Below are 12290 nucleotides of genomic sequence, written 5' to 3'. Positions count from 1 at the left end.
TACATTCCGAACCCGGAAGCTAAGCCCTCCAGCGCCGATGGTACTGCACTCGTGAGGGTGTGGGAGAGTAGGACACCGCCGGACAATCTTCCAGTCGAGGGCCGCCCAATCCGGGTCGGCCCTCGACTGCGTGGCGCCATTGGTGGCGCAATCAGGAAGGATGTACCTGTGAGTTCAGGACCGCAGGGCGGAGATCGTCCCCGTCGTAACGAAGACCGCACCGAGGGCTCCGGCGGGCGCGACCGTGGTGCCCGGCGCGACGACCGACCCCCGTACCGGGGTGACCGCGACAGCGCTGGTGGCGCCCGAGGCGGATACACCGGCGGTTCCCGTGGCGGTGACCGGGACGGCTCGCGGTCCGGTGCTCCGCGCGAGGGTGGCTTCCGCGGCGGTGACCGCCGTGAGGGCGGTTTCCGTGGTGGCGACCGTGATGGTTCGCGCTCGGGTGCTCCCCGTGAGGGTGGCTTCCGTGGCGGCGACCGTCGCGAGGGTGGTTACCAGGGTGGCGGTGACCGTGGTCGTTCCGGTCCGTCCCGTGAGGGTGGCTACCAGGGTGGCGACCGCGGTGGTTCGCGCACGCCGCGTGAGGGTGGCTACCAGGGTGGTGACCGCCGTGAGGGTGGTTACCAGGGTGGCGGTGACCGTGGTCGTTCCGGTCCCTCTCGCGAGGGTGGCTTCCGCGGCGGCGACCGCCGCGAGGGTGGCTACCAGGGTGGCGACCGCCGTGAGGGCGGTTTCCGTGGTGGCGACCGTGATGGTTCGCGCTCGGGTGCTCCCCGTGAGGGTGGCTTCCGTGGCGGTGACCGTCGCGAGGGCGGCGGCTACCAGGGTGGTGACCGCCGTGAGGGTGGTTACCAGGGTGGCGGTGACCGTGGTCGTTCCGGTCCGTCTCGCGAGGGTGGCTTCCGTGGCGGTGACCGTGAGGGTGGCTTCCGCGGTGGCGACCGCCGTGAGGGCGGTTTCCGTGGTGGCGACCGTGATGGTTCGCGCTCGGGTGCTCCCCGTGAGGGTGGCTTCCGCGGCGGCGACCGCCGCGAGGGTGGCTACCAGGGTGGCGACCGTCGCGAGGGTGGTTACCAGGGTGACCGTGGTCGTTCCGGTCCGTCGCGCGAGGGTGGCTTCCGTGGCGGTGACCGCGAGGGTGGCTTCCGTGGCGGTGACCGCCGTGAGGGCGGCTACCAGGGCGGCTCCCGGCCTGGTGCACCGCGTGAGGGTGGCTTCCGTGGCGGCGACCGCGACGGCGGCTTCCGCGGTGGCGACCGTCGTGAAGGTGGTTTCCGTGGTGGCGACCGTGATGGTTCGCGCTCGGGTGCTCCCCGTGAGGGTGGCTTCCGTGGTGGTGACCGTCGTGAGGGCGGCTACCAGGGCGGGGGCGACCGTGGTCGTTCCGGCCCGTCTCGCGAGGGCGGCTTCCGTGGCGGCGACCGCGACGGCTCCCGTGCTCCGCGTGAGGGCGGCTTCCGTGGCGGCGACCGCGAGGGCGGCTTCCGCGGTGGTGACCGTGAGGGCGGCTTCCGTGGTGGTGACCGCCGTGAGGGCGGGTACCAAGGTGGCGGTGACCGTGGTCGTTCCGCCCCGCCCCGCGAGGGTGGCTTCCGTGGTGGCGATCGCGAGGGCGGCTTCCGTGGCGGCGACCGTGATGGTTCGCGCTCGGGTGCTCCCCGTGAGGGTGGCTTCCGTGGTGGTGACCGTCGTGAGGGCGGCTACCAGGGCGGGGGCGACCGTGGTCGTTCCGCCCCGCCCCGCGAGGGCGGCTTCCGTGGCGGCGACCGCGACGGCGGCTTCCGAGGCGGTGACCGCCGTGAGGGTGGTTTCCGTAGCGGGGATCGCGACGGCGGGTTCCGCGCCGACGACCGGCCGCGTCGCGAGGGCGACTTCCGCCGCGACGACCGTGGCGCGGGCTCCGAGTCGCCCGAGGGCGGCCGCAGTTCGGCCCCGACGTTGCCGGATGACATCGTCGCCACGGACCTCGACAAGGACGTACGCGCTGAGCTGCTCTCGTTGAACAAGCCGGTCGCCGAGACGGTGGCCCGGCACCTGGTCGCCACTGGCCAGCTGATCGACGAGGACCCGGCCGAGGCGCTGGCGCACGCGCTGGCCGCCCGCCGGCTCGCGTCGCGCATCTCCGCCGTCCGTGAGGCGGTCGGCTTGGCCGCGTACCACGCGGGGGAGTGGCAGACGGCGATCGCCGAGCTGCGCACGTACCACCGGATGAGTGGATTGCAGAGCCACCTGGCGGTGCTCGCGGACTGTGAGCGCGCTCTGGGTCGTCCGGAGCGGGCCATCGACCTGTTCCGTGGCGCCGACCGGGAGAAGCTGGACCAGGCCGTCGCGATCGAGCTGCTGATCGTCGCCGCCGGTGCCCGGGGCGACCTCGGGCAGAAGGACGCCGCGGTGGCGATGCTCCAGGTCCCGGACCTCACCAGTGAGGCGACGGTGCCGTGGACGGCCCGGCTGCGTTACGCGTACGCCGACGCGCTGCTCGCGGTGGGCCGGCGTGAGGAGGCCCGCGAGTGGTTCTCCCGCGCCGCCGACGTGGACACCGAGGGCGAGACCGACGCCGCGGAGCGGCTGCTGGAACTCGACGGCGTGGTCATCGAGGGCGACGACGAGGACGAGACGGCCGAGGAGACGGTCGCCGGTCCGGGTGCCCCCGGCGCCGTGCCGACCCAGCCCGACACCGAGCTGATCGACGACGAAGACGACGACGAAGACGACGACGACGACGACGACGACGAAGACGACGACGACGACGAAGACGACGACGACGAAGACGAAGACGACGAAGACGACGACGACGACGACGATGACGAAGACGACGATGACGACGACGACGATGACGATGACGATGACGACGACGATGACGACGACGACGAGCCGGCTGCTGAGGATCGGACTCCGGCAGCTACCGACGGCGACGCGGTGAACGGCGACGTGGCCGCCCCGGCCCGGGGCGACGAGTCGGAGTCGACGCAGCGGTGAGTACGGACGCCGGGGAGCGGCTGGTCGACGGGTACACCCTGGTCGTTTTCGACCTGGATGGGGTGATCTACCTGATCGACCGGCCGATCCCCGGCGCGGTCGACGCGGTGGCCCGCCTGCACGCCGAGGGGCGGGCGGTGGCGTACGCCACCAACAACGCCTCCCGGCGGTCCAGCGACGTCGCCGATCTGCTGACCGGGATGGGCGTGCCGGCCCGGCCGGAGGAGGTGCTCACCTCCGCTGCTGCCGCCGCCGAGTTGCTGCGTGACCGGCTGCCCGCCGGCGCGCCCGTGCTGGTGGTCGGCGCGGAGGCGCTGCGCGCCGAGCTGCGCGCGGTCGGGCTGACCCCGGTCAGCCGTGCTGACGAGAAGCCGGCTGCGGTGGTGCAGGGCTACGGCCCGCAGGTCGGCTGGGCCGAGCTGGCCGAGGCGTCGGTCGCGGTGCGGGAGGGCGCGATCTGGGTCGCCACCAACACGGACCGGACGCTGCCCAGCGCACGCGGACCGCTGCCGGGCAACGGCTCGCTGGTCGCCGTGCTGCGTACCGCGTTGGATCGGGACCCCGACCTGGTGGTCGGCAAGCCGGAGTCGGCGTTGTTCGAGACCGCCGCCCGGCGCAGTGACGGCGGGCGGACCCTGGTCGTGGGGGACCGGCTGGACACCGACATCGAGGGTGCCCGTCGCGCCGGGCTGGACAGCCTGCTCGTGCTCACCGGCGTCAGCGGCGTACCCGAGCTGCTGGCCGCCGAGCCGCAGCGGCGCCCGACGTACGTCGCGCGGGACCTGGCGGGGCTCTTCGACCCGGCCGCCGCCGTGCGCGTCCCGGGCACGACGGACGCCGGCGGTTGGTCTGTGACGGACCACGACGGGACGGTGGAGCTGACCGGTTCGGGCCGGCCGCTGGACGCGCTGGCCGCGCTCTGCGCGGCGGCCTGGTCGGCCCCGGCGCTGCCGAAGATCCGCGCCGGAGGGTCGGACGCGGCCCACGCGTTGGAGAGCTTCGGGCTGCCCACCGGCGACTGATGGGGGCGCTCGTCAGAGCAGTTTGCGCAGTTTCATGAGATCGAACGGATTGGCCTTGATCGACACCCGGCGGGAGGTGACCGCCTTGGTGACGTCCAGGTCACCACGGACCAGGGCGAGAAGGTCGTCGCTGGACGTGCTCAGCGCGATCTTGGCCTTCGGGTCGTCGCCATCGGCCAGCTCGACCAGCCGACCGCCGCTGATGCGCCCGTGAAACGCCGTTTCCAGGTCGGTGATCCTGCAGGCCAGCGTCCGCTCCAGGTCGACTTTCTCGCGTACCGTCTCGGCATTGCGGTCGAGGCGGGTGGCCAGGTCCTGCAACGCCTGCCGGCACTCGTCAACGCTGGCCACATCTCCCCCTCGCCGATCACCATGCCGTCCCCGGCACCGTACCGCACGGGACAGTCCGGGGTGCCCGGTAGCGTGACACCTGCACACCCCGCCCGATGGAAGGACTCAGGCATGCAGGACGCGTGGCGCGCCTACCTCGAACTGGCCATGGGCCTGGCGGAGGCGCCCCGGAAGAAAGCCCAGGACGCGGCGCGTCGCCTCGTCGGCTCCGGCGGCGCGACCGCCGCCCAACTGCAGGCACTCGGCGAGGAGTTGGTCACCACCGGCGCGGCCAACCGGGAGGCGCTGACCAAGCTGGTCCGCTTCGAGGTCGACCGGGCCCTCGGCGCGGTCGGTCTGGCCACCGCCGACGAGGTGGCCGAGCTGACCCGACGGGTCCGCGACCTGGAACGGCAACTGCGCGAGGCACGAGCCACCGAGCCGGCCCCGCAGCCAGCCACCGAGCCGGCCGCGGGATCCGCCAGCGGGTCAGCTGCTCCCGCCGGCCCCACGCCGCAGCCCGACCCGACCCTCGCCGCGCAGCCCGGCACCGGCCTGGTGCCCTCGGACGGCCCGGTCTCCGCGCCGGTGGCCAAGAAGGCCGTGGCCAAGAAGGCGGTCGCGAAGAAGGCCGTCGCCAAGAAGGCCGTCATGAAGAAGCCGCCGGCGACGATCAGCACCACCGACGACACTCCGACCCCAGCGGTCATGCCGGCCAAGAAGGCGGTCCGCAAGCGGCGTCCGGCCGGTGACTCGTGAGCGATGGCGCCCGCCCCGGGCCGCCGCCCGGCATCCGTCCGGGGCCGCCGACCGCCGCCCGGCCCGGCCCGCCACCCGGCGGGTCGTACGTCACCCGCCCGGCTCCACCGGTGAGCGCCCGCCCCGGCCCGCCGGATTTCGGGGAGGCCGGGGACGACTCGGCGCGGCACCCGGCGGTGGACGCCGCCGTGCGGGCCATGGCCAACGCGGCGATGCTCGCCCCGGCCGACCAGATCGCGCAGTACGAGGCGGCCTACGAGACGCTGCGGGAAACCCTCGCCACCATCGACCAGACCTGAGCGGGACGACCAGGCCTGACAGACCGGAGAACCACCCATGGCACGTCGCAACCGGCTGGACGCCGAACTCGTCCGCCGCGGTCTGGCCCGCTCTCGCGAGCAGGCCGCCGCGTTGGTGGAGGCCGGCCGGGTCCAGTTGCGCGGGGTGCGGGCGCGCAAGGCCGCCGCGATGGTCGACCCGGCCGATCCCCTGCTGGTCACCGGGGCCGACCCGGCCGAGGAGTACGTCTCAAGGGGCGGCCACAAGTTGGCCGGCGCGCTGGCCGCGTTCGGCTCGGGTGGGTTGCGCGTGGCCGGGCGGCGCTGCCTGGACGCCGGCGCGTCGACCGGTGGCTTCACCGACGTGTTGTTGCGCGCCGACGCCGCCGAGGTGGTGGCCGTGGACGTCGGCTACGGGCAGCTCGCCTGGTCGCTGCGCACCGACGAGCGGGTCCGGGTTCTGGAACGCACCAACGTCCGTACCCTCGAACCGGAGGCGATCGGCGGGCATGTCGACCTCACGGTGGCTGACCTGTCGTTCATCTCGTTGCGGCTGGTGCTGCCGGCGTTGGCCGGCTGCACCCGCGACGACGGTGACCTGGCGCTGATGGTGAAGCCGCAGTTCGAGGTCGGCAAGGAGCGGGTCGGCGCCGGCGGTGTGGTCCGCGATCCGGCGCTGCGCGCCGAGGCGGTGCTCGACGTGGCCGCCGCGGCGGCGCAGCTCGGCCTCGGCCTGGCCGATGTGGCGGCCAGCCCGCTGCCCGGGCCGAGCGGCAACGTGGAGTTCTTCGTATGGTTGCGCCGAGGCGTGCCATCGATCGACCCGCAGCGGGTGCGGGCCGTGGTGGCGGCCGGGCCGGACGGTCCGGCGACGGACGGCGACGTGCCGGACGTGCCGGCGGAGGAGGTCGCAGGGTGAACGCGTGGAGCGAGCGTCCCGCAACGGTGCGCGGGGCGCGCCGCCGCGGTGGGGCGATGGCGGCGGCCTGCCGCCCGGTCGTGCACAGGTGGTCGGGCCGGTGAGCCGGACCGCGCTGCTGGTGACCCACACCGGTCGTCGGCGCAGCACCGAGCACGCCCGGTCGGTCGCGGCCGATTTGATCGCCGCCGGTTTCGAGGTGCGGGTGGTCGCCGAGGAGGCCGAGGATCTCGATCTGCCCGGCGTCCTCCCGGTCGTCGGCCCGGAGGCCGCCGAGGGCGCCGAGATCGTCTTCGCGCTCGGTGGGGACGGCACCTTCCTGCGCGCGGCCGAGCTGGCCCGGCCGGCGAAGGTGCCGCTGCTCGGCATCAACCTCGGCAAGGTCGGCTTCCTGGCCGAGGCGGAGATCAACGACCTGGACATCGCGGTACGCGACGTGGTCGAGCGCAACTACACCGTGCACGAGCGGCTCACGCTGGACGTCACCGCCGAGTTCGACGGCGGCCCGACCATCGAGTCCTGGGCGCTCAACGAGATCAGCGTCGAGAAGGGCGAGCGCGCCCAGATGCTCGAACTGCTCGTCGACGTGGACGGGCGACCGCTGTCGCGCTACGGCTGCGACGGCGTGGTCTGCGCGACCCCCACCGGCTCCACCGCGTACGCGTTCTCCGGCGGTGGGCCGGTGGTCTGGCCGGAGGTGGAGGCGCTGCTGCTGGTGCCGATCAGCGCGCACGCGCTGTTCAGCCGCCCGCTGGTCACCGCCCCCACGTCCACCTTCGTCATCACCGTCGACCCGTTCACCACCCTCGCGGTGCTCTGCTGCGACGGCCGGCGGGTCTACGACCTGCCGCCCGGCGCCCGGGTGACGGTGCGTCGGGGCGCCCTGCCGGTGCGCATCGTGCGGCTGCGTGCCCGCCCGTTCACCGACCGGCTGGTCGCCAAGTTCGGGCTGCCGGTGCACGGGTGGCGCGGCAGCCGCCAGTGACCGTGGGGCACACCGTCGGTGCACGGCGGTTGTCCACCTGGCGACATGTCGCCGCTGCGGCGGCCGACGGCTAGTGACCTGGTGCTGCGTCGCGCCGCAGACTCCGATCGGTCCTCATCTACGGATGGCGGGCCTACCGGAGTGAAGGAGCGCATCGCATGCACTGGTCCCCTCGCTGGCTCACCGTCGGCGTGCTCGGCGCGCTGGTGGTCGGCCTCGCCGCACCGGCTTCCGCCGAGCCGCCCGGCCCGCCCACCGGCCCGAGCCTGGGCGCCCCCGCCCCGGGCGCCGAGCCCGTCCGTATCACCCTCATCACCGGTGACCAGGTGGAGCTGGCGCCCGCGGCCCCGGGTCGGGTCGCCGCCACCGTCCGCCCCGGCCCCGGGCGCGAGCGGATCATCTTCCAGACCCTTGAGGTCGACGGCGGGCTGCGGGTGCTGCCCAGCGACGTCCTGCCGTACGTCTCCAGCGGGGTCCTCGACGCGAACCTCTTCGACGTGCAGGAGTTGGCCGCCGATGGTTACGGCGACGCCGCGCAGGGCTTCGTGCCGCTGATCGTGCGCTACCAGGAGCCTGCCGCCGGCCGGGTCCGGCCGCTCGCCGGCACCACCGGGGCCCGACCGTTGGAGAGCATCAACGGCGCGGCGCTGCGGGTGGGCAAGGGCGACCTCGGCGGCCTGTGGACCTCCCTCGCCGGCAGCCCGGCGGCGCGGACCACCACCACCGCCGCACCTCGACTGGGCGGCGGCGTCGCCCACGTCTGGCTGGACGGGCGGGTCCGTCCCGCGCTGGAGCACAGCGTGCCGCAGATCGGCGCGCCGGCGGCCTGGGCGGCCGGCCGGGACGGTGCCGGCGTGAAGGTGGCGGTGCTCGACACCGGCGTCGACAGCAGCCACCCCGACCTGGCCGATCGGATCGTCGAGGCGCGGGACTTCTCCGGCAGCGGCAGCGCCCGCGACGGCCACGGTCACGGCACCCACGTGGCGGCCACCATCGCCGGCAGCGGCGCGGCGTCCGACGGGCTGCGCAAGGGCGTGGCGCCCGGCGCGCGACTGCTGGTCGGCAAGGTGCTCGACGACGGCGGCTCCGGCAGCTCCTCGGCCATCATCGAGGGCATGGAGTGGGCAGCCCGCTCCGGCGCGAAGGTCGTCAGTATGAGCCTCGGCGGCGAGCCCACCGACGGCACCGACCCGATGAGCCTCGCCGTCAACGACCTGACCGCCGAGACGGGTGCGCTCTTCGTGGTCGCCGCCGGCAACGCGGGCGAGCCGCGTACCGTCGGCTCGCCCGGCGCGGCCACGGCGGCGCTCACAGTGGGCGCTGTCGACCGCAACGACAACCTGGCGACGTTCTCCAGCCGTGGCCCACGCCTGGGCGACAACGGCCTCAAGCCCGAGATCACCGCGCCGGGCGTCGGCATCGTCGCCGCGCGGGCCGCCGGCACCACGATGGGTACGCCGGTGGGCGACGCGTACACGACAGCGTCCGGTACCTCGATGGCCACGCCGCACGTGTCCGGCGCGGCGGCGATCCTCGCCCAGGAACACCCCGACTGGCCCGCCGCGAAGCTCAAGGACGCGCTGGTCAGCACCACGAAGGCCAACCCGGCGCTCACCGTCTTCGAGCAGGGCGGCGGTCGCGTCGACGTGCCCCGGGCGCTCCAGCAGCAGGTGTACGCCTCGGCCACCGCCGACTTCGGCCGGGTCAGCACCGGCGGTGCGGCGGTCGAGCGGACCGTGACGTACACAAACGGCACGAAGGCCGCGCAGACCCTGCGGCTGGCGTTGGACCTGCGCAACGTCGACACCGGCGTGGCCGAGACCGACGGTGTCTCCGTCGCCGGTGAGGTGACGGTGCCGGCGGGTGCCAGCGCGGCGGTGCCGCTGCGCGCCGACCCGGCGAAGCTGGCCCGTGGGCCGCACGGTGGCTGGCTGGTGGCGACCGGCGCGAACGGCGTCGCCGTGCGTACCCCGGTCGGGCTCACCGTCAGCGGCCCGCTGCACGAGGTCACGGTGAAGGTGCTGGGCCGGGACGGGCAGTTGACGCTGTCGCCGGGGTTGACGCTCTTCGGTGAGCAGCCCGAGTCGGACTACTGGGGTTGGTGGCCGGGCGAGGGCACCCTGCGGGTCGAGGAGGGCACGTACCTGCTGACCGCGATGGTCGAGCACGGCGCCCCACTGGACGAGCAGTTGACGGAGGTCATCGAGCCGGAGTTGACAGTCGACCGGGACCTGACGGTGGTGCTCGACGCGCGCAAGGGCACGCCGGTACGCATCGAGACGCCGAAGCCCAGCGAGCAGCGGGCCACGCTCAGCTACTACGTGCACCGGGTGCTGGGCAACGGCCGGCAGATCGACCACGGTGTGATGGCTTTCAGCGCGGTGCAGCAGGTGAACGTCAATCCGACCCGGCGGGTACGTCAGGGCGAGTTCGAGTTCGCCTCGCGCTGGCAGCTCGTCGCGCCGATGGTGGACGCGAAGATCAGCGGGGTGTCCGGTCCGTCGGACATCAACCTCATGGGCACCTCGCCGGCGCCGACGGGCCGGCGCAAGCTGCCGCTTGTCTGGGCCGGCACCGGCAGCCCGGCTGAGCTGACCCGGGTTCGGGGAGCCGCCGCGCTGCTGACAAGCGACCCGGACCGCTCCGAGGAGGAGCAGGTCGCCGCGGCCGCGGGGGCCGGCGCCGCAGCGGTGCTGATCGTCCGGCCTGCGGACTTCAGCGCGTGGACGGTGTGGCGACCCGACGGGGACCGCCTCGCGATCCCGTCGATGGTGGTGGCGTGCGACGACGGGCAGCGGCTGATCGCGGCGGCCCGCAAGGGTCGGACGACGCTGGACCTGACGTTGACAGTGGACAGCCCCTACCTCTACGACGTGTGGCAGGTGTCGAAGGACCGGGTGCCGGAGCGGGTCGTGCACACGGTGACGGCGAAGAACACCGCCGAGGTGACAGCGAGCTACGGCGACATGGGCGCGGGCTGGGCCACCGAGCAGCGGTTCGGCTGGCGTCCCTGGCAGGAGTTCTCGTGGAACGACGACCAGCGCCTGGTCCGCAACGGCACCACCCGCCAGGAGTTCGTCAGCTCGGGGGACAGCTGGTGGCAGCACCGGGTGCTGCACAAGTCGATGTTCATGCAGTGGGGGCAGCTGATCGGCGGTCTGACCCAGGAGCCCCGGCGGTACGCCGCCGACGACCGGGAGGTCGAGACCTGGCACGCGCCGGTGGTCCGTCCGGCCGTACCGGCCAGCGGGGCGAAGGTGCCCAGCCGCACCGGTGACAACCTCGACCTGCGGGTGCCCGAGTTCGTCGACGCGGCCGGCCACGTCAGCGCGGGCGGCGCCAGCGAGGAGTCGGACACGGTCCAGGTCCGGGTCAGTCGCGACGGGCGGCAGATCGCTGACCTCTCCGACGGTTGGGCGTCGGTGCCCACCACGGCCGGGTCGGCCCGCTACCGCCTGGAGATGACCACCCGGCGGTCCTCGCCCGCGTGGCGTTACGCGACCCGCACCGAAACGGCCTGGCAGTTCAGTTCCGCCCGGCCGGCCGGTGACGCCGCCAAGCCGCTGTCGCTGCTGCAGGTGGACTACGAGGTGCCGGCTGACCTGCTCGGCACGGTACGCGGCAACAAGCCGCACCAGCTGGGCCTGACGCTGCGCCAGCCGGCCGGTGTTGCCGCGCCGAGCGGCGCCAGCGTGACGGTGCAGGTCTCCTTCGACGGCGGCGCCACCTGGCGCACCGTGCCGACCAAGGGGTCGGGCACCCGGTACACGGCAACTGTGCCGGCCGGGCGCGGAACTGTGTCGCTGCGGGTGCACGCCGCCGACCGGGCCGGCAACACCGTCGACCAGACAGTGCTCGAGGCGTACGGGCTGCGTTGATCCTGGACGGGGGCGGGACGGCCAGGTGCCGTCCCGCCCCTGTGCGCGTTCAGAGCCAGCCGCGCCGGGCGACCTGGAACGCCAACCCGGGTCGCGTGTCCACGCCGGCGGCGGCCATCAGGTCGGCGATCCTGCGCTGCACGGTCCGCCGGCTCACCCCGAGTTGGGAGGCGATGGACTTGTCCGGTACGCCGGCCACGAACAGCGACAGCAGCCGTGCCTCGTCGGCGTCCGGCTGGTAGCTGTCCGCGTGCCGGCCGTCGGCGTCGGCCCGCCGGCCGTCGGTGGCCGTGACGCCGAGTGGGTCGTCCAGCCGCAGCGGGGTGGCCACCCGCCAGTGGCTCTCGAAGAGGGCGAGCAACGCGTCGAGCAGTTGACTGCGGCCGATCACCGCGGCGCTCGGCTCGCCGCCGTCGCGGTCGGGCACCAGGGGGCAGATCGCGGTGCGGGCGTCCACGATGGCCAGCCGGACGGGCAGGCGGTCGAGGACCCGGGCCTGCTCGCCGGCGGCGACCCCCTTGGCCAGGTCGGCCAGCGCGCCCGGTTCCAGCAGCAGATCCCGCTCGTAGATGGCCCGGTAGCTGACCCCGCGGGCCAGCGCGTCGAACTCCTCGACGTTCTCCGGCCCGGCCATGGCCAGGGGGTTCGCCCGGCAGAACCAGAGCACCTCGGTACGCGCCGAGTTCTGCAGGTCCCGCAGCCGGTCCCGCAGCACCCGGGTGCCGCTGATCACCTCGACCAGGTGGTCGACGTGGTGGCGGCGCAGCCCGGAGCGGTACTCCTCGGCCAGTTGGGTGACCCGCCGCCGGGCCGCCTCCAGGTCCTCCTGGCGGCGCAGCAGCGTCGCGCCGAGGGCGACGTCCGGGGCGGTCGGGCGCAGCGGGGCGTCCGGGTCGCTGTCGGTGGGCTGCACGAGACCCTTGGCCCGCAACGTCTCGACCTGCTCGAGCACCTGTGCCCGCGGCCGTCGCAGCTGGTCGGCCAGCTCGTCAATGCGGGCCGTGGTGAGCTGGAGCAGGCAGCGGTACAGCTCCTCCTCGGCCGAGGTCAGGCCAATCACGTCCAACACGGGGCAAGACTGTACGTCGCCTGCGTGTCGGCCCTGCCGGGGCCTGTCGGGCGGGCCGTCGGCGGGCT

10 protein-coding genes are annotated in these 12290 nt (G+C 73.9%); 7 read left to right on the top strand and 3 right to left on the bottom strand.

Features of this window, described 5'->3' with window-relative positions:
- Window positions 1–174 precede the first annotated feature (174 nt).
- The gene (locus ABZ780_RS31450; protein WP_357488365.1) at window positions 175–2037 is read right to left on the bottom strand and encodes a hypothetical protein; all 1863 of its coding nucleotides are present in this window, start codon (window positions 2035–2037) and stop codon (window positions 175–177) included.
- On the opposite strand from ABZ780_RS31450, the gene ABZ780_RS31445 reads away from it, so the two are divergent.
- The gene (locus ABZ780_RS31445; RefSeq protein ID WP_357488367.1) at window positions 2026–2982 is read left to right on the top strand and encodes a Replicase polyprotein 1ab; all 957 of its coding nucleotides are present in this window, start codon (window positions 2026–2028) and stop codon (window positions 2980–2982) included. The two genes, ABZ780_RS31450 and ABZ780_RS31445, sit on opposite strands and share 12 nt — an antisense overlap.
- A complete protein-coding gene (locus ABZ780_RS31440) occupies window positions 2979–4004 on the top strand; it encodes an HAD-IIA family hydrolase (RefSeq protein ID WP_357488364.1) in 1026 nt (341 codons plus the stop codon). The genes ABZ780_RS31445 and ABZ780_RS31440 overlap by 4 nt, the downstream gene beginning before the upstream one ends.
- A 12-nt stretch (window positions 4005–4016) precedes the next feature.
- Here the strand turns inward: ABZ780_RS31440 and ABZ780_RS31435 are convergent, their stop codons facing one another.
- Complete coding sequence (locus ABZ780_RS31435) at window positions 4017–4355, bottom strand: SCP2 sterol-binding domain-containing protein (RefSeq protein ID WP_357012846.1); 339 nt, start codon at window positions 4353–4355, stop codon at window positions 4017–4019.
- Between the two features lie 111 nt (window positions 4356–4466).
- Between ABZ780_RS31435 and ABZ780_RS31430 the strand changes: the two genes are divergently transcribed.
- The 5 genes from ABZ780_RS31430 to ABZ780_RS31410 all read left to right on the top strand — a co-directional run bounded on the left by ABZ780_RS31430 (window position 4467) and on the right by ABZ780_RS31410 (window position 11153).
- Window positions 4467–5093, top strand: coding sequence for a hypothetical protein (locus ABZ780_RS31430; RefSeq protein ID WP_357488363.1), 627 nt, complete (start codon window positions 4467–4469; stop codon window positions 5091–5093).
- Complete coding sequence (locus ABZ780_RS31425) at window positions 5090–5392, top strand: hypothetical protein (RefSeq protein ID WP_357488362.1); 303 nt, start codon at window positions 5090–5092, stop codon at window positions 5390–5392. Before ABZ780_RS31430 ends, ABZ780_RS31425 begins: the two co-directional genes overlap by 4 nt.
- Before the next feature lie 37 nt (window positions 5393–5429).
- Entirely contained in the window at window positions 5430–6290 is an 861-nt protein-coding gene (locus ABZ780_RS31420) for a TlyA family RNA methyltransferase (RefSeq protein WP_357488361.1), read from the top strand.
- 100 nt (window positions 6291–6390) lie between these two features.
- Window positions 6391–7275 (top strand): NAD kinase, encoded by an 885-nt coding sequence (locus tag ABZ780_RS31415; RefSeq protein WP_357012850.1) that lies wholly within the window; start codon window positions 6391–6393, stop codon window positions 7273–7275.
- Between the two features lie 158 nt (window positions 7276–7433).
- Window positions 7434–11153 carry a S8 family serine peptidase gene (locus tag ABZ780_RS31410; protein ID WP_357488360.1) on the top strand — a complete coding sequence of 1240 codons (3720 nt, stop codon included), beginning with the start codon at window positions 7434–7436 and terminating at the stop codon, window positions 11151–11153.
- A gap of 49 nt (window positions 11154–11202) precedes the next feature.
- Here the strand turns inward: ABZ780_RS31410 and ABZ780_RS31405 are convergent, their stop codons facing one another.
- The gene (locus ABZ780_RS31405; RefSeq protein WP_357488359.1) at window positions 11203–12222 is read right to left on the bottom strand and encodes a helix-turn-helix domain-containing protein; all 1020 of its coding nucleotides are present in this window, start codon (window positions 12220–12222) and stop codon (window positions 11203–11205) included.
- Window positions 12223–12290 lie beyond the last annotated feature (68 nt).

Source organism: Micromonospora sp. NPDC047467, assembly GCF_040643095.1.
GTDB lineage: Bacteria > Actinomycetota > Actinomycetes > Mycobacteriales > Micromonosporaceae > Micromonospora.
Note: the sequence above shows the minus strand (reverse complement) of the source record. Positions and strands in the feature narration are given on the sequence as shown.